This is a genomic window from Parabacteroides distasonis ATCC 8503 (assembly GCF_000012845.1).
In the GTDB taxonomy this organism is placed as follows: domain Bacteria; phylum Bacteroidota; class Bacteroidia; order Bacteroidales; family Tannerellaceae; genus Parabacteroides; species Parabacteroides distasonis.
This window is the reverse complement of the sequence record NC_009615.1, coordinates 1,720,263-1,737,806: the sequence shown is the minus strand read 5'-3', so window position 1 is coordinate 1,737,806 and position 17,544 is coordinate 1,720,263. Positions and strand designations below refer to the sequence as shown.

General features: G+C 45.0%; 13 protein-coding genes and 1 tRNA gene. 9 read left to right on the top strand and 5 right to left on the bottom strand.

Translation table 11 applies throughout. The features are described from left to right. Positions 1-37 precede the first annotated feature (37 nt). Positions 38-856: a peptidylprolyl isomerase gene (locus BDI_RS07425; protein WP_005855996.1), complete on the top strand. Its 819-nt coding sequence runs from the start codon at positions 38-40 to the stop codon at positions 854-856. Between the two features lie 153 nt (positions 857-1,009). On the opposite strand, the gene BDI_RS07420 is transcribed toward BDI_RS07425, so the two are convergent. Continuing rightward, on the bottom strand, positions 1,010-1,477 hold the full coding sequence (locus BDI_RS07420) for a WbuC family cupin fold metalloprotein (protein WP_008771811.1): 468 nt from the start codon (positions 1,475-1,477) through the stop codon (positions 1,010-1,012). Positions 1,478-1,597: 120 nt separating this feature from the next. On the opposite strand from BDI_RS07420, the gene BDI_RS07415 reads away from it, so the two are divergent. From BDI_RS07415 to BDI_RS07400, 4 genes are all read left to right on the top strand, one after another. Beyond that, on the top strand, positions 1,598-3,055 hold the full coding sequence (locus tag BDI_RS07415; protein WP_008771812.1) for an MBOAT family O-acyltransferase: 1,458 nt from the start codon (positions 1,598-1,600) through the stop codon (positions 3,053-3,055). Between the two features lie 5 nt (positions 3,056-3,060). Then, positions 3,061-3,969: a hypothetical protein gene (locus tag BDI_RS07410; RefSeq protein ID WP_011966474.1), complete on the top strand. Its 909-nt coding sequence runs from the start codon at positions 3,061-3,063 to the stop codon at positions 3,967-3,969. A gap of 44 nt (positions 3,970-4,013) precedes the next feature. Then, positions 4,014-6,749 carry a hybrid sensor histidine kinase/response regulator transcription factor gene (locus BDI_RS07405; protein ID WP_011966473.1) on the top strand — a complete coding sequence of 912 codons (2,736 nt, stop codon included), beginning with the start codon at positions 4,014-4,016 and terminating at the stop codon, positions 6,747-6,749. Positions 6,750-6,924: 175 nt separating this feature from the next. Then, positions 6,925-7,803, top strand: a complete 879-nt coding sequence (locus tag BDI_RS07400; RefSeq protein WP_011966472.1) for a carbohydrate kinase family protein — start codon at positions 6,925-6,927, stop codon at positions 7,801-7,803. A gap of 292 nt (positions 7,804-8,095) precedes the next feature. Here the strand turns inward: BDI_RS07400 and BDI_RS07395 are convergent, their stop codons facing one another. Then, positions 8,096-8,584 carry an SPOR domain-containing protein gene (locus tag BDI_RS07395; protein ID WP_005856008.1) on the bottom strand — a complete coding sequence of 163 codons (489 nt, stop codon included), beginning with the start codon at positions 8,582-8,584 and terminating at the stop codon, positions 8,096-8,098. A gap of 85 nt (positions 8,585-8,669) precedes the next feature. On the opposite strand from BDI_RS07395, the gene BDI_RS07390 reads away from it, so the two are divergent. Next, positions 8,670-10,781 (top strand): alpha/beta hydrolase family protein, encoded by a 2,112-nt coding sequence (locus tag BDI_RS07390; RefSeq protein WP_011966471.1) that lies wholly within the window; start codon positions 8,670-8,672, stop codon positions 10,779-10,781. A 68-nt stretch (positions 10,782-10,849) separates the two neighbouring features. On the opposite strand, the gene BDI_RS07385 is transcribed toward BDI_RS07390, so the two are convergent. Then, on the bottom strand, positions 10,850-11,908 hold the full coding sequence (locus BDI_RS07385; protein ID WP_011966470.1) for a class I fructose-bisphosphate aldolase: 1,059 nt from the start codon (positions 11,906-11,908) through the stop codon (positions 10,850-10,852). Positions 11,909-12,063: 155 nt separating this feature from the next. Here BDI_RS07385 and BDI_RS07380 point away from each other — a divergent pair, with 155 nt between their 5' ends. Beyond that, positions 12,064-12,615: an NADH peroxidase gene (locus BDI_RS07380; RefSeq protein ID WP_005856013.1), complete on the top strand. Its 552-nt coding sequence runs from the start codon at positions 12,064-12,066 to the stop codon at positions 12,613-12,615. A 138-nt stretch (positions 12,616-12,753) separates the two neighbouring features. Next, positions 12,754-12,840: transfer RNA gene (locus BDI_RS07375), tRNA-Ser, on the top strand. An 8-nt stretch (positions 12,841-12,848) separates the two neighbouring features. Here the strand turns inward: BDI_RS07375 and BDI_RS07370 are convergent. Then, positions 12,849-13,370 carry a GNAT family N-acetyltransferase gene (locus BDI_RS07370; protein WP_005856094.1) on the bottom strand — a complete coding sequence of 174 codons (522 nt, stop codon included), beginning with the start codon at positions 13,368-13,370 and terminating at the stop codon, positions 12,849-12,851. Positions 13,371-13,411: 41 nt separating this feature from the next. After that, positions 13,412-15,610 carry a tetratricopeptide repeat protein gene (locus BDI_RS07365; RefSeq protein ID WP_005856096.1) on the bottom strand — a complete coding sequence of 733 codons (2,199 nt, stop codon included), beginning with the start codon at positions 15,608-15,610 and terminating at the stop codon, positions 13,412-13,414. 86 nt (positions 15,611-15,696) lie between these two features. Between BDI_RS07365 and lepA the strand changes: the two genes are divergently transcribed. Continuing rightward, positions 15,697-17,484 carry a translation elongation factor 4 gene (gene lepA, locus BDI_RS07360; RefSeq protein ID WP_005856098.1) on the top strand — a complete coding sequence of 596 codons (1,788 nt, stop codon included), beginning with the start codon at positions 15,697-15,699 and terminating at the stop codon, positions 17,482-17,484. Positions 17,485-17,544 lie beyond the last annotated feature (60 nt).

Below are 17,544 nucleotides of genomic sequence, written 5' to 3'. Positions count from 1 at the left end.
GGCTTTGTAACTACTTAATCCGATAAATAAAACAGGTATGAAACGACAAATTTTCTCGCTGTTCCTGCTCTTGCTCACGTTGGTAGCTTGTGGGGATAAGCCTTTGGACCCGAATAAACCCGTATATGTGAAAATCAAGACGACGATGGGAGACGTCACCGTCCTGCTATACGACGATACGCCTCTTCACCGGGATAACTTCATCAAGCTTTGCCAGTCGAACGAGTATGAGGGTATGCTTTTCCACCGTGTTATCAAGGAGTTTGTCGTGCAAGGTGGTGATCCGGAGAGTAAAGCGCATGAGCCGGGTGCCTTGTATGGGGATGGCGATGGTGGTTATACCGTTCCCGCTGAGATATTACCTAATCATTTTAATAAGAAAGGCGCTTTGATCGACGCGAAAGAGATCGATGCCGTGAATCCGGAACGTGCTTCCGCCGGTACGCAGTTCTGTTTTGTGCAAGGGAAAGTCTTGGACGACAAGGAGCTTGCGGAGAAAGAGGCTCGTATCAACGAGATCCGCCGCAACTGGTTGTACTATAAATTCCGGGATGAGCTGAAAAAGCAAGATCCTTCCTTGGCCGCCGATTCCTTGGAGAATGAGTTACATGCCCGTGCGTCCATCTTGGTGGAAGATACGTTGGCGGTATTAGGCCCGGTAGTGATCCCGGCCGAACGGCGTGAGATTTATAAGACAATCGGTGGCGTTCCGCATCTGGATGGCTCGGTAACGATCTTTGGCGAGGTAGTGGAAGGCTTCGATATCGTAGAGAAGATCTCCGTGGTAAAGACGGATAAGAACGATCGTCCTTTACACGACGTGATGATTAAATCGACGAAGGTTTTCCAGAAATAATAACAATGCCTATTATAAGGAGGTAACGATGCCCATTGTAAGCTCCTTATAATGGGCATCGTAAACACTTTAGAATGGGCATTGTTAAAACCCTCGGATAGCTCTTGTTATACGAGGCTGATCGCTAGCTTGTTATACTAAAAGTATCATCAATCATATTTGGCTCTCGAGCCATTCCAGATACTTCTTTACTCCCTCCGTATCTTCCGCCTCGGGGCTCCAAGGCGCTAGGTTCTCCGGTGCTAGCGGCGCGAACGGCCCTTGCTTTATCTCATAAATAACCGATCCGGATTCCAGTACCAGAAGCCCGTGCCATGTCCCTGCCTTGATCTCCGCTCCATAAGCGCCTTCCTTTGGATTCAGTATCGTTTTCTCCGTGATATTCCCTTCCTCGTCAAACAAGAATACCGCTACCTTCCCACGCAGCAGCAAGAAGATCTCGTCTTTCGCCGGATTTAAATGCCGGTGCGGACGCAAATACGTACCGGGCTCCATGGCATTCAGTAACCGATTGATCGGATCATCCAATTTCTCATGGAAATTATAGTTCATTCGCAGGCGGGGAGACTGCAAGGCTTTGGCCTGGGTCTCGTCGAGTAATTGTTCGTTGATTATCTTCATCTCTGTATCTTATTGTATTTCTGAGCTACGAATATACGAAATATTTATTGGTCAATGCTTGATATTCCTTATCTTTGCGCCTTGATGATACATATTCTTGAGTCTGAAAATTAAATATTTATGTTATTTAATTCCATAGAGTTCCTTATATTCCTGCCATTGGTTTTCTTTGGTTACTGGTTTGTTTTCAAGTCTTTGCGGTGGCAAAATCTATTTGTGGTAGCTGTTAGTTACCTGTTCTACGGATGGTGGGACTGGCGCTTTTTGCTGCTGATCCTGTTTACGTCGTTATGCAGTTACTTGAGTGGAGTCTATTTGGAGAAATGCGCTGGCAACCGGTTGGTCCAAAAGTGGATAAGTGCCGGTAATATTTTACTGAACCTTTCGATCTTGGGCGTATTTAAGTACTTTGATTTTTTTACCGAGAATTTGGTAAATGTCCTTCACCTATTGGGCTGGGATGCCGATTACGTGACGTTGAATATCTTGCTCCCTGTCGGGATCAGTTTTTATACGTTTCAGGCTTTGAGCTATACGATTGATGTTTACCAAGGTAAAATCAAGGCGACTCATGATATCGTGGCATTCTTCGCTTATATCAGTTTCTTCCCCCAATTAGTGGCGGGCCCGATAGAACGGGCTACCCATTTGTTGCCTCAGTTTCTCCGGCCTCGTAATTTCGATTGTGATCTGGCGTTGGATGGTATACGCCAGATGCTTTGGGGATTTTTCAAGAAAGTGGTGGTTGCCGATAACTGCGCTTTGTTCGTGAACGGTGTGTTTGAGAATTACCAGACGTTGGATGGGAGTACCTTGTTTCTGGGGGCTTTCTTCTTTACGATACAGATTTACGGGGATTTTTCCGGATACTCGGATATAGCGATCGGCTGTGCCCGGTTGTTTGGCATAGACCTTATGCAGAACTTTAAGTATCCTTATTTCTCCCGGGATATAGCGGAGTTTTGGCGGCGTTGGCATATCTCTTTGACGACTTGGTTCCGGGATTATATCTATATACCCCTAGGGGGAAGCCGGGCAGGGAAATGGAAGAGCTTCCGGAATACCCTTGTTATTTTCTTGGTAAGTGGGTTCTGGCACGGGGCTAACTGGACGTTTGTGGCATGGGGAGCGTATCATGCATTGTTGTTTCTGCCATTGTTATTGTTGGGTCAAAATAGGAGGTATAGAGATTCCGTGGCGGAAAACAGTTTCCTTCCCTCTGTGAAGGAATTGACACAGATGGGAGCTACGTTTTTGCTGGTCTTATTGGGATGGATTCTGTTCCGGTCGGAAGATATATCCCAAGCGGCTGTGTATCTCGAGCGGATGTTCAATGTCTCGTTATTCTCAGCTCCTCAGCTTGTGGGCTTGGGATTCGGGCAACTCCTGCTGAAGAAATGTTTCTTTTTCACGGCTCTTATGTTCGTCGTGGAATGGATCGGCCGAAAACAGGCGCATGGGTTGATGATAGAGGACCTGAGCCTTCCGGTTCGGTATGTTATCTATACGGTATTGCTGATTATCATCTATGGTTTCGACGCCAGTAATCCACAAGGTTTCATTTATTTTCAATTCTGATAAGTATGAGAAGGTTCTTTATAGCTATATTCCGGTATTTAGGGGTGGTAGGATGTTTAGGGTTGCTTAGTTGCCTGCTGATCCGCTCTTATTTTCATATAAGCGTACCCAGCCTCAAAAGTGATCCGGAAGTGGAGGTATTGATTTTGGGCGATTCCCATCCTTTACATTCGATATCCGCCGATATGCTGGGGAAATCGAGGAATGACGCTAAATCCAGTGAGAATTATTTCAATACCTATATCGATTTATGCTTGAAAGCGCCTTACCTTCCCCATTTGAAAACCGTGATATTGGGGTTTGGTTACCACACGTTTACCGTGGCCGATGATTCCTATCAAAATGAGTTTCCTGCCTATATGTCTATTTATCCCCATCTAAAGGAGCGGGAGGATTTGCGACTTTTGGTACAGGAGGCTGTTTCGCCGGTAACCCGTAAGGAGGTCATGTATTCGTATGAGTTTGGCGTTCCGTTCAAGAATTGCGTAGCTGAGATTAAAAGGAATGTGATCGAGCGTATTTTCACGGGGGCGACCGGGGGAACACTAGACGTTATTATCGATCGTCATTACTATGATGATAAGGGTGCTTATTTATTGCCATCCTCATTTCAACAAGAGATGTTGGGGCGAATCGTAGAGGAATGTAAGAAGCGGGATCTGTCTCTTATTTTGTACAATGCCCCTGTTTCCACGGAATATATGGAACGGGTTCCTTCGAGTTATCGAGAATTGACGGATTCTTTGGCTCGGGAATACGTGGATGATAAAACGGTCTTTTATTTGAATTATACGGCTGTACCGTTACCTGATTCTTGCTATAGGGACGCTGATCATTTGAATGAAATCGGTATCCATAGATTTACCCCGTTGTTAAAAGATACCTTGACTTGTTTGGGGGTAATTTCGGAATAGTTTTCGTATATTTGTAGAATAAACGATCGAATTAAATATACCACATGAAAGGAAACCCGCTTTATATCCTGCTTTGGCTATTCCTTATTCTTTGCTTTGCCTGTTCGCCCGGTAAAAAAGAAAAGAAATATGTCATCGGTGTATCTCAATGCTCGATGACGGATATTTGGCGTCAATCCATGATACGTGATATGGAAGTAGAGGCTTTAAATCATCCGGAGATCGAGTTGGTCGTAATGGATGCTAGTCAGGATAATGATACTCAGATCAGCCAGATAAAAGGTTTTATCAAGAAAAAGGTGGATTTGCTGATTATATCGTCGAATGAGACCGAGCCTGTTACGCCTGTCGCTGTTGAGGCGTACAGGGCTGGTATTCCCACTATCATATTGGACCGGAAAATTAATAGCGATGAATATACGACGTATATTGGAGCGGATAATTACGAGATCGGTCGTTCGATCGGAATGTACATCAGCTCCTTGATCAAGGGGGAGACAACGATTTTAGAGATATGGGGACGAAGAGGCTCTTCCTCCGCTACAGAAAGACATCAAGGTTTTGTCGATGCGATGTCTATTGATCCGAATGTGAAGATCCGGGAGTTGGATGGGTATTGGTATAAGGAGAATGCCTATGAGGAAGTCTTGAAGCTGGATTCCATAGAGGATGTCGATATCGTTTTCGCTCATAATGATATGATGGCCTTAGGGGCCCGTGAGGCGATTGAGGAGCGAGATTCGTCGCTGGTGGGGCACGTGGAATTTATAGGCGTGGATGGACTCTTGGGAGGAGGCTTGGGCGTGGAGGCGGTTGCGCAGGGTAAGTTGGATGCCTCTTTTTATTATCCGACAGGTGGTGGGGTGGCTATTAAGGTAGCATGGCAGATCTTAAGCGGACAAGCTTATACGAAAAAGTATGCGTTAAGCACCGCTATGATCGATAAGACCAACGCCGGTACCCTTTATTTACAATCAGACCGGTTGGTAGAATATCAACGCCAGATCGAGAAACAGCGTGCGAATTTGTCGCAATTGCTCTCGAAATATAACTTTCTTTATAGTTCCTTGATTATTATCTTGATATTGGCGCTTTTGTTGGGTGGTTCCGCTATTTACACGGTTTATATTAATCGTAAAGTGCGCCAGAAGAATCATTTGTTGAATGAGAGAAATCGTTTGGTACAACAACAGAAAGAGGAACTCTCGGTAGCGAACCAGCGTATCGAGCAAGTCACGACACAGAAATTGCAGTTCTTTACGAATGTATCTCACGAGATAAAGACTCCTTTGACCTTGATTCTAGGGCCTCTGAACAAGATGGCGCAAGATGCCCCGGCAGGCGCTTTTGCGGATGATATCCGCATCGTTAAGAAGAATGCGGAACGCTTGAAACGTGTGATCGACCAATTGCTGGATTTCCGGAAGATAGAGAATAATAAGATGGGATTGCGGGTTACTAAGATGGATTTGGTCTTTTTAATCCAAGAGGTGAAATCTTATTTTAATACTCTGGCCCAGAGTAAGCGAATTGATTATACCTTCCTGCATGAAATGAATTCTCTTTTTGTTTGGGTGGATACGGACAAAATGGAGAAGATATTAACGAACTTGCTTTCGAACGCTTTTAAGTTTACCCCGGAGCAGGGGAAGATTACGATTCGTTTGCGGGAGGAGGAGACGGAGGTTGTCTTATCGGTGGAAGATAATGGAGAGGGTATTCCCCCGGAAAACCTAGCCTCCGTATTCGAGCGCTTTTTTACAAGCGGGCAAAGCTATGCTCCGGGAACGGGTATCGGACTGCATCTGACACGGGAATTTGTCCTTATGCATAAAGGCTCGATCCACGTGGAAAGCGAGCAAGGCGAACGGACAGTGTTTACCGTTCAGATCCCGAAAGGTAAATCTCATTTTGATGAATCTTGTGTCTTTCTGTCGAATGCGACAGAATCGTCCTCTGGTGTAGCGCATTTGGATATATCCCAAGTTCAAGAAACGTTGAATAAGAAATATGATTATATGATCTTGATCGTTGAGGATGATTGGGATATTCGCGCTTATTTACAGCATGAGTTGTCCGGGAATTTTAATGTACTTGTAGCGGAGAATGGTGCCAAGGCCTTGGATATTCTATTGAAGGAAAATGTATCACTGGTCGTCAGTGACGTGATGATGCCGGAGATGAATGGCTTCGAGCTTTGCCGCCGGGTTAAGTCGGATATGGTCCTCAGTCATATCCCGGTAATCTTGCTTACGGCTCTTTCGGATGACAGTCAACGCTTGTATGGATTTGAGGGGGGAGCGGATGAATATATCCAGAAACCGTTCAATATCGAGATCGTGAAATTACGTATCATTAAATTGTTGGAAGAACGTAATCGTTTGCGAGAGGTTTTCTTGAAAGAGTCTCAATCGCCTGCGGGACTTTCCATCGAGACAAAAGGGAAGGTAGAGAGTCTGGATGATTTGTTTATGCGTAAGTTTATCGCTTTGATAGAGGAGAATTATAGCGATCCCGATTTCAGTATAGAGAAAGGCAGTGAGAAACTGGGCCTGTCTCGTGTGCATTTATATCGAAAGGTGAAGGAGTTGTCCGGGATTACCCCTACGGACTTTTTGCGTAACTATCGTTTGAAAAAGGCATCCGCCCTATTGAAGCAGCGATCCGGAACGATTAGCGAGGTTGCTTATGCCACGGGATTCGGCTCGCCGGCCTATTTCTCCAAATGCTTTAAAGCGGTTTATAATATAACGCCAACCGAGTTTATAGAGTCTTTGTAAGGATGCTGCTTGTACAGATGTTACATACGGGTAACGTCTGTTATTGTCCCTTGAAAATAAATCTTTTATGTAACTTGTGTGATTTATCTTGTAGCTATAGTTATCGTTGTATTTATAACGATGATATACTTTTGCGGTGTCGATAAGTACGAAAGTTGTTTTTAATAGAAAGACCATGGAACAGGTGACTGAATCAAGACGTAAACCAATTGTCGTTGGGATTGGAGAATTATTATGGGATATGCTTCCTTCCGGGAAAAAGGCTGGGGGGGCCCCGATTAATTTTGTCTATCATGTGTCTTGCCTAGGTGCTGAGGGATATGCTATCAGCGCTGTCGGAGATGATGAGTTGGGTAAAGAGATCGTTGATGAGTTGGATAAGAATCATATCCAGCATTTGATCGAGAAAGTGCCTTACCCGACGGGAACCGTTCAGGTAGAGTTACGAGAAGGTATCCCTACTTATACGATTCATGAGCGAGTGGCTTGGGATCATATATCGCCTACATCCGATGCGATTGATTTGGCGGAGAAAGCGGACGCTATTTGTTTCGGTACATTAGCCCAGCGTTCCCGTCAGTCCCGGGAGACGATACAAGCGATCTCGTCGTTTGCGCCGAAAGACGCTTATCGTTTGCTGGATATCAATCTTCGCCAGCGATACTATGATAAGGAGTTGATCGAGGAGTCTTTGTACTTAGCGAATGTGTTGAAGGTGAATGATGAGGAGTTTAACGTTCTTCGGGACTTATTCGGCTTGAATGGAACTGAGAGGGAAGTGGCTTTATGGTTTATTGAGAAATACGGCCTTCGGATGTTTGTCTTGACTGCGGGGAGCTCCCATAGTACGATTTATACGAGAGAGGAGATCTCTACGTTGCCCACGCCGGAGGTCACGGTGGCGGATACGGTCGGGGCGGGGGATGCTTTTTCGGGGGCTCTAATCATTTCGCTCTTAAAGGGGAAGTCCTTAAGCGAGGCCCATCATTTCGCTGTAAAGACAGCGGCTTTCGTTTGTACGAAAGAAGGTGCGTGGCCGGTTTATGAAGAGTAATTCGTTTATATCATATGTGTTTAGATGTTTTGAGTTTATACAATTTCGAATAGGTATTACGTTTTTAAGGTAAAAAGGTTGTTAGGATATAAGAAGAGAAAGGCAAAAAGAAAAAGATGGTTTTTGTTTTAGGTTAAGTTAGATTAGATTGGTGAAAAGTGGCTCGGCTGTTGAAGTCGGGCTATTTTTATGTCCTTATGTTTCCTTCAAATAGAATGGTCTCGATAACCTGCAAGATTCTTCTTACAGGCTAACGAGACCTTCCGCTTTTATCTTTTCTGATAGCTTACAATTAATAAGCTCTCTCCAATAACCAAGCATCTTGGAAGTTAGGAGCGTATTTCGCCTTGATGGCGTCACGGCTATCGGCGGCGTCCGCTTTATTGTCGAAGCTAGCGACGATCACACGCAACATCCCTTGCTCGTTCTCGCCCAACACTGCGTTGTAACCATCATTCTGCATACGTTCTTTTAATGCGTAAGCGTTTGTCTTGTTCTTGAAACTACCGACAACGACGCTATAACGTTTCAGACGGCTGGCGTCCTCACCTTGAGCGGCGTTGATTTTTTCCGTACGAGTGGTAGCCGTAGAGGTTCTGGGTTTTGAGACAGGAGCGACCTCAACAACTTCTTCCTCTTGTTCTACAACCTCAACAGGAGCTGTCGACTCTTTTTCTTTGGCCTGTTCGTAAGCAGCCTTGTACGCGCTCTGTTTAGGTTTACATGAGCCGAGTGCTAATACCATACATACAGCGGCTCCAAATAACCAAATCTTATTCATACTGTTCAGTTCTTATAATTAGTAACGCGAAGATATAAATTATATTTAGTACTTTCGCACTCAAATTGTAATATATTATAACGGCATGAATAAATCTATCGGAACAATGATTATGGCAACATCCCTACTGTTAGGTGCTTGCAATCCGGCTACGGATGTGAACGTGAAGGAGACCGGCGATAAGAACCTTATCGGGAAGTCGGACATCCGGATCAAAGACGGCCGCATGACCCCGGAGGCTTTGTGGGCCATGGGACGTATCGGCGGTATGAACGTATCTCCGGACGGGAAAAGAGTGGTGTATACGGTGGCGTACTATAGTGTACCGGAAAACAAGAGCAACCGTGAGGTCTTCGTGATGAACGCGGACGGATCGGATAATAAGCAAATCACGAAAACCGGATTCGCTGAGAACGAGGCCGTATGGATCAAAGGAGGAACCAAGATCGCTTTCTTATGTAACGAGAGCGGTAGCAGCCAGCTTTGGGAAATGAATCCGGATGGGACGGACCGTAAGCGACTTTCCGATTATGATAAGGATATCGAGGGTTTCGCTTTCTCTCCCGATGAGAAAAAGGTCTTGTTTATCTCGCAAGTGAAAACCGTGAACAGTACCGCTGATAAATATCCGGATTTGGATAAGGCGACAGGTGTTATCATTACGGATTTAATGTACAAGCATTGGGATGAGTGGGTGACTACCGTTCCGCATCCTTTTGTCGCCGATTTCGATGGCGAATCGATCAGCAATCCTGTGGATGTGATGGAGGGCGAGTTGTTTGAGAGCCCGATGAAGCCGTTTGGCGGTATCGAGCAATTGGCTTGGAACACTACCTCGGACAAGATTGCCTATACCAGCCGCAAAAAGACGGGTAAAGAATATGCGATCTCCACGAATTCGGATATTTATGTATATGATCTGAATACGAAGCAAACGACCAATATAACGGAAGAGAACAAGGGATATGATACGAATCCCACCTATTCTCCGGACGGAAAGAGTATCGCTTGGCTAAGTATGGAACGGGATGGTTACGAGGCGGATCAAAATCGCTTGATGGTAATGAATCTGGAGACGGGTGAGAAAACATTCGTAAGCAAGGATTTTGACTCCAACGTGGATTCTTATTGCTGGAGCGCTGATTGCAAGCGTATCTATTTCACGGGCGTTTGGCATGGCGAGTCGCAGGTTTATCAGATAGACTTGGCGAATGGCAATAAGATTACCCCGCTGACCGAAGGTATGTACGATTACGCCTCTGTCGCTCTTCTGGGCGATAAGCTGATCGCTCAACGTCATTCCATGAGCATGGGAGACGAGATCTATTCGATCGATTTGACAGGGGATCATACGGTAACTCAACTTACGTTCGAAAACAAACATATTTACGACCAGCTTACGATGGGTAAGGTAGAGGAACGTTGGATGAAGACGACGGATGGCAAGCAGATGCTAACGTGGGTTATCTATCCGCCTCAGTTCGATCCGAATAAGAAGTATCCTACCTTGTTGTTCTGTGAGGGTGGCCCGCAAAGCCCTGTGAGCCAGTTCTGGTCTTACCGTTGGAATTTCCAGATCATGGCGGCTAATGACTATATTATCGTGGCACCGAACCGTCGGGGTCTTCCCGGATTTGGCTTGGAATGGAATGAGGCTGTCAGCGGCGATTATGGCGGACAATGCATGAAAGACTATTTCACCGCTATTGACGAGGTAGCCAAGGAACCGTATGTAAATAAGGATCGCTTGGGTTGTGTAGGCGCCAGCTTCGGTGGATTCTCCGTATATTGGTTGGCAGGTCATCATGATAAACGTTTCAAGGCGTTTATCGCCCACGATGGTATCTTTAATATGGAAATGCAGTATCTGGAAACGGAAGAGATGTGGTTCGCCAATTGGGATATGGGTGGAGCGTACTGGGAAAAGCAAAACGCTACGGCTCAGCGTACATTCGCGAACTCCCCGCATAAGTTCGTGGACAAATGGGATACGCCTATCCTTTGTATCCATGGAGAGAAGGATTACCGGATCTTGGCTAATCAAGGAATGGCAGCGTTTAACGCTGCGGTTCTTCGGGGTGTACCGGCCGAGTTGCTGATTTATCCGGATGAGAACCATTGGGTATTGAAGCCCCAGAATGGCGTTCTATGGCAACGCACATTCTTTGAGTGGTTGGATATGTGGTTGAAGAAATAAAATTTGAAGGCCGTCCCCAAAGTATATAGCTTTGATGGACGGCCTTCTTTTCTCAACGCAATAACAAACTAAGCGATAGTAATATCCTTATCCAAATAAATATCTTGAATTGAATGAAGTAACTCCACGCCGTCTTTCATCGGACGTTGGAACGCCTTTCTTCCGCTAATCAACCCCATGCCACCCGCACGTTTGTTTATGACAGCGGTGACGACAGCGTCTTTAAGATCTGAGGCGCCATGAGATTCCCCGCCGGAGTTGATAAGCCCGACACGTCCCATATAATTATTGGCTACTTGGTAACGGCAGAGGTCGATCGGATGTTCTGTCGTTAACTCTGTGTACATCTTTTGATCGATCTTCCCGAAATTGATAGCGGTGAAACCTCCGTTGTTCTCCGGTAGCTTCTGCTTGATGATATCGGCCTTGATCGTGACACCAAGGTGATTAGCCTGTCCGGTCAAATCGGCTGCCGCGGAATAGTCGATGCCATCCTTTTTAAAAGAGCTGTTTCGTAAATAGCACCATAATACGGTCGCCATACCTAGTTCATGGGCATACTCGAATGCGTTGGCAATCTCGACTAGCTGACGTCGGCTTTGCTCTGATCCGAAATAGATCGTGGCCCCTACAGCTACGGCGCCCATATTCCATGCTTCCTTCACCGTACCGAATACGATTTGATTGTAAGAATTCGGATAAGTAAGAAGCTCATTATGATTTAGTTTTACCAAGAATGGAATCTTATGAGCATATTTTCGTGCGACTGACCCTAGTATGCCGAACGTAGAAGCGACTGCGTTGCAACCACCCTCGATCGCTAATTTTACGATATTCTCCGGATCGAAATAAATGGGGTTTGGAGCGAAGGAAGACCCTGCGGTATGCTCGATATCTTGATCTACCGGGAGGATAGAAACATATCCGGTGTTAGCTAATCTTCCGTGCCCCAACAAGGTTTGCAGACTATTGAGAGTCTGTATGTTTCTATCTGAATTGCCCCACACATCGTCCACGCAAGTGGGTGATGGAAGATGAAGCAGCGATTTATCAATAGTCTTACATACGTGATTTAAATAATAATCACTTTTGTCTCCTAATAAACTAATAATCTTTGATGTATCCATATAAATAAATATTTACTTAGTAAACAATCGCTGTCAAAAATAAGTTCCATAGTTTTTATCGATTAACACATAGAATTAATCTATCGATGAATTATGGTAGTATCGGATAGTTTAGTTAATTTTGTGCCATACAACCAATAAAAATTTTGCGATATATGAAAAAGAAATGGATTTGCACAGTATGTGGTTATGTACACGAAGGTGATGAGGCTCCTGAGTTCTGCCCTCAATGTAAACAACCGAAAAGCAAATTTAAGGAATTAGTAGAGACAGAAGGTGCGTTGCAGTTCGTTGACGAACATGTACTAGGTGTTGCTAAAGGTGTAGACCCAGTGATTTTGGAAGGTCTGAACGCTCACTTTATGGGAGAATGTACCGAAGTTGGTATGTATTTGGCCATGAGCCGTCAAGCAGACCGTGAGGGTTATCCTGAGGTAGCTGAGGCATTCAAGCGTTACGCTTGGGAAGAGGCTGAGCACGCTGCTAAGTTCGCAGAGCTTCTTGGCGACGTAGTTTGGGATACGAAGACTAACTTGAAAAAGCGTATGGAAGCTGAGGCTGGCGCATGCGAGGACAAGAAACGTATCGCTACATTGGCTAAACAACAGAATTTGGACGCAATCCATGATACCGTACATGAGATGTGCAAAGACGAGGCACGTCATGGCAAAGGATTTGAAGGTTTATATAATCGTTATTTCAAGTAATTTAGAGGTATTAGTTATATGTTTTAAAGAGGGGCGTTCTGTGAAGAATGCCCTTTTTTGTATTTGATAAAGTAATTTTAGCCTTTCAAGAGAATAACGATACTATATTTTATGTACTTTTGTACACGTCAACCACAAGGAAAGATGCCGGAGTGGTCGAACGGGCCGCACTCGAAATGCGGTGAGCGGGTAACCGCTCCCTGGGTTCGAATCCCAGTCTTTCCGCTTGATAACTATGACTTATCCACGCAGAATACTAAATGAAGCATATCGATATTGCGATAATGTTTTATGAAATTTGCGATTTCCCTCATATCGTTTCTTAGTGCTACTTTTTGAGAGGGGATATTTGTGTCCCGTATGATGGAGTATACTTTGTCGAAGTTAAGGATATTGAAGGCGTATTCCTTACAAGCTATGGCGGCCTCGGTAGCATAACCTTTATGCCAGTATTCCGCCCTAAGCAAATAACCGATCTCCGGAACCTGTTGACCGTTGAATTCTTGATAGGTGAGACCACACTGACCGATAAGCTCTCCGCTGCCTTTCTCTATCATCCCCCATAAGCCAAAGCCATCGTTTTGATACCTCCTTAATTGCTTATCAAGCCATTCTTGTACCTCTTTTTTACTGAACGCTCCTTCGTAAGCGTACATTACAATCGGATCTTGTAAAAGCTTACAGATATCATCAAAATCATCTTGTTTTAATTCCCTTAATAGGAGTCGCTTTGTCTTTAGTATCATCTCTTTCATACGATATTTTTTCTTGTCTTCTCAAATTGTTGGATGACTAGTTAGAATATATCGCTCAAGGAATACCGGAGTTGATCCATCATCAACGGCACTTCCGCCTCCTCGATTCCCGCTACAAGAAGATCGGGGATATCTTGATTGAACTGCTCTTGGAACTTCGAGAAATCACCGGACTCTTTCTCCACGGCTTTTTTATAAAAAGCAAGCGCTCCCTTTATATTCTGTAATGCCCATTCCGTATGTCCCGCATTCAAGAAATCTTGGGTGTTGGGTTGATTATCCATGATCTTTTTGTAATAATTACGGGCCTGATCGTATTTACCGGTCAAGAAAGAACACCAAGCGATCGGACGCCAAGCCTTCGTGCTTTTATTGTCCAGATAATCTACCTTGAAATAATATTTCAGCGCCTCATTATAATTCTTGAGTTCAAGATGGCAGTGGCCGATACATATTTGGATCGATAAATCATCCGGATTGAAAGCCTCGTAACGATGATAGTATTTCAACGCTTCTTCCGGTTGCTTTAAGGTACGGTAACAACCGGCGATCCGGCGAATAACCCATTTACTGTCCGGATTGATAAGATCCGCATGTAAATAAGCCTCCAAGGCGCCTTGTATATCGCCATTCATTTGTTTGCAGTAACCGATTTTCTGGAATAAGATATCACTTTCTTGATTTGCATCGGATAAGCGATTGTAGATCGTGAGCGCATCGAGGAAGTAATTCTTCCGGAGATAATACTCCGCTATAGTTGTCAAACTTTCCTCATCACTGACGTAAGGCTGCAAAATTGGCAGGTTATGAAAGTCTAGCGCAGATGTAAATATGTCATCAAAATCCAGATGTCCCGGATAAAGTTTGAAGAAACGATACAAGTCCTGTATGTACTGTCCGGATATGATTTCCAGTTTTCCCCGTTTACTGATCAATTCCTCCTTCGTTTGCTGAATCATCTCGGAGGCTTGGCTACCAAATTGTCCCATCATCATTTGACGGGCTTGGTCCGGCAATTGCATCATACTGAAATATAAGGAGTATTTATCGGAATTACACATGAATGCCGCAAGAGTCATGGAATCTAGCATGTCCTTTTCCGTTTGATTCTTGCTCAACTGATTGCCAAAAGCGGAATGCTCGGTCGTGAATGGCATGAACCAGTTACCCAGTTCCCGGAAAAAGGGGAAATGCTTTAGGTGCACGAAAGTAGAGTGCATTACGTCCGCGCCTTCTTGTTGCAGTTCGCTGAACTCCTCCATTTTCTTCCCTAAGGAGCTGTTCGATAACATATTCTGCCACTCCGGATTCATCTCGTTTCCGAGAAGTTCCGGATTGATATCCTTTAAGTTTATCTTTTGACTGATTTTAGGGCCTAGCTTGATCATCTCCGGAATGATCTCGTCTTGTAGCTTACGGGTGATCTTCTCTGTCTCACGGGCTAGGATAAAACGAAGGGTAATCGTTCGGATCGCTTTCGTGAAATTAGGAAATCCCTCGGATAAAGCCGCTAGTCGATCCGCTATCTGCGGATATAGCGCCGTACGTTTCCTATAGGTATAGAGCGTCAGGAGAATCCCGATCAACGCGCGGTAACGAATCTCGTCTTCTTGGATATTGGCCGCATCGAATAATAATAGCAGTTTCTCCTTATCGAAAGCGGCTTGCAATCCCAACATTAATGCCGATACGATTTGGCTACCGATGATAAAAGGCAACTCTTGGTCATTCAATAGGTTCCTGATGGAGGCTATTTCTTCCTTATTGAGAGGATTCGAGGTCCAGATCTTATTGAATAATAGGATCGTGGCGGATTCGATTTGCTGCTGCTCCGTGATGGTTCCGGTCGGAGTCTCTATCTTCACCAGAGAGGCGTTTCTCAAGACCTTGTGGAGCTGGTCATAGTTGGTAAGCTCCTTTTGCATCATTCGCCTACGGCTATAATAGGAGAGAGGCGAATCTACCGATAAGGCCTTGTGCTTCACTATATCCGCGAACTCATAGCTGGATGCGATCAAGTTGTTGTATATCTGGTCTTGCATCGGATCTTTAGCCCCCTCGATCCGGTATCGCAACATATATTTATAAGTATCTTGTAGCTCGTTCAACCTGTCTTGGAATGAGTACTCACGTATTCCCGCTATTAAACCTTGGAGAAAATCGAACGCATTCTTTAGCTCCTTTTCGTCTAATGAACCGATAATTCGGTTGTATGCTTTATTTATTTCTTGTATTGTCATATACTATTAACAACAAATGGTATGCCAAAAGTATAGTATTTAGGCTAAATTTCCTATCTTCGCGTACCTAAAAATAAATTTGGCAGATGAAGAATATCCGCAATTTCTGTATTATTGCTCATATTGACCATGGGAAAAGTACCTTGGCAGACCGTTTGCTTGAGTATACCAAGACAGTAGAAGGTAAAGACATGCAAGCTCAAGTCCTTGACGACATGGATTTAGAGCGTGAGCGTGGTATTACGATCAAGAGCCATGCGATCCAGATGAAGTATAATTATAAGGGTGAAGAATATATACTGAACCTGATCGATACTCCGGGGCACGTGGACTTCTCGTATGAGGTTTCCCGCTCTATCGCCGCCTGCGAGGGTGCGTTGCTGATCGTGGACGCGGCCCAAGGTATTCAGGCGCAAACCATCTCTAACCTGTATATGGCGATAGAGAATGACTTAGAGATTATTCCGGTGATGAACAAGATTGACTTGCCTAGCGCCATGCCGGAGGAGGTAGAGGACCAGATCGTGGAACTGTTGGGCTGCCCTCGTGAGGATATCTTACGGGCGAGCGGAAAGACAGGCGAGGGAGTGACCGAGATCTTGAATACGATCGTGGAGAAGGTCCCGGCCCCGAAAGGTGATCCGGAGGCCCCGTTGCAGTGTTTGATTTTTGACTCCGTCTTTAATCCGTTCCGTGGTATTATCGCTTACTTCAAGGTGGTAAACGGCGTGATCCGTAAAGGTGACCATGTGAAGTTTATCGCTACAGGAAAAGAGTATGACGCCGACGAGGTAGGTATATTGAAATTAGATATGTGCCCCCGTGAGGAGATCCGGACGGGAGACGTAGGATATATCATTTCCGGTATCAAGACGTCCCGGGAGGTGCGTGTCGGTGATACGATCACTCATGTGTCTCGCCCGGCTAAAGACGCGATCGCCGGTTTTGAGGAGGTGAAGCCGATGGTCTTCGCCGGTGTCTATCCAATCGATAGCGAGGATTTCGAGAACCTTCGTGCGTCATTGGAGAAATTACAGTTGAACGACGCTTCCTTGACTTTCCAGCCGGAGAGTTCCGCCGCGCTGGGTTTTGGGTTCCGTTGCGGTTTCTTGGGCTTGTTGCATATGGAGATTGTTCAGGAGCGTTTGGATCGTGAGTTCAATATGGATGTGATAACCACTGTACCGAACGTTTCTTATATCGTGCATACAAAGAAAGGGGAGGAGATCGAGGTACATAATCCGGGAGGCTTGCCGGACCCGACCTTGATTGATCATATCGACGAGCCGTTTATCCGTGCTTCCGTGATCACGAACACTACCTATATCGGCCCGATCATGACACTCTGTCTGGGTAAGCGTGGCGTCCTGCTTAAGCAAGAATATATTTCAGGTGATCGTGTCGAGATTCATTATGACTTGCCGTTGGGCGAGATCGTAATCGACTTTTATGATAAGTTGAAGAGTATTTCAAAAGGGTACGCTTCTTTCGATTACCATTTACATGATTTCCGTCCCAGTAAGTTGGCTAAATTAGATATCCTGTTGAACGGTGAGCCGGTAGACGCTTTGTCTACATTGACGCACGTGGATAATAGCGTTACTTTCGGACGTCGTATGTGCGAGAAACTGAAAGAGTTGATCCCCCGCCAGCAATTCGATATCGCTATCCAAGCGGCGATAGGCGCTAAGATTATCGCTCGTGAGACAATTAAGGCTGTCCGTAAAGACGTGACGGCGAAATGTTATGGAGGCGATATCTCCCGTAAGCGTAAATTGCTGGAAAAACAGAAAGAGGGAAAGAAACGAATGAAGCAGATCGGTACGGTAGAAGTTCCGCAAAAAGCGTTCTTGGCCGTATTGAAGCTGGATTAGAAAGTCAATGGAATCCGTTCGCTAACTCAATGGATTTATAAAGAAAAGTCAATGGATTCT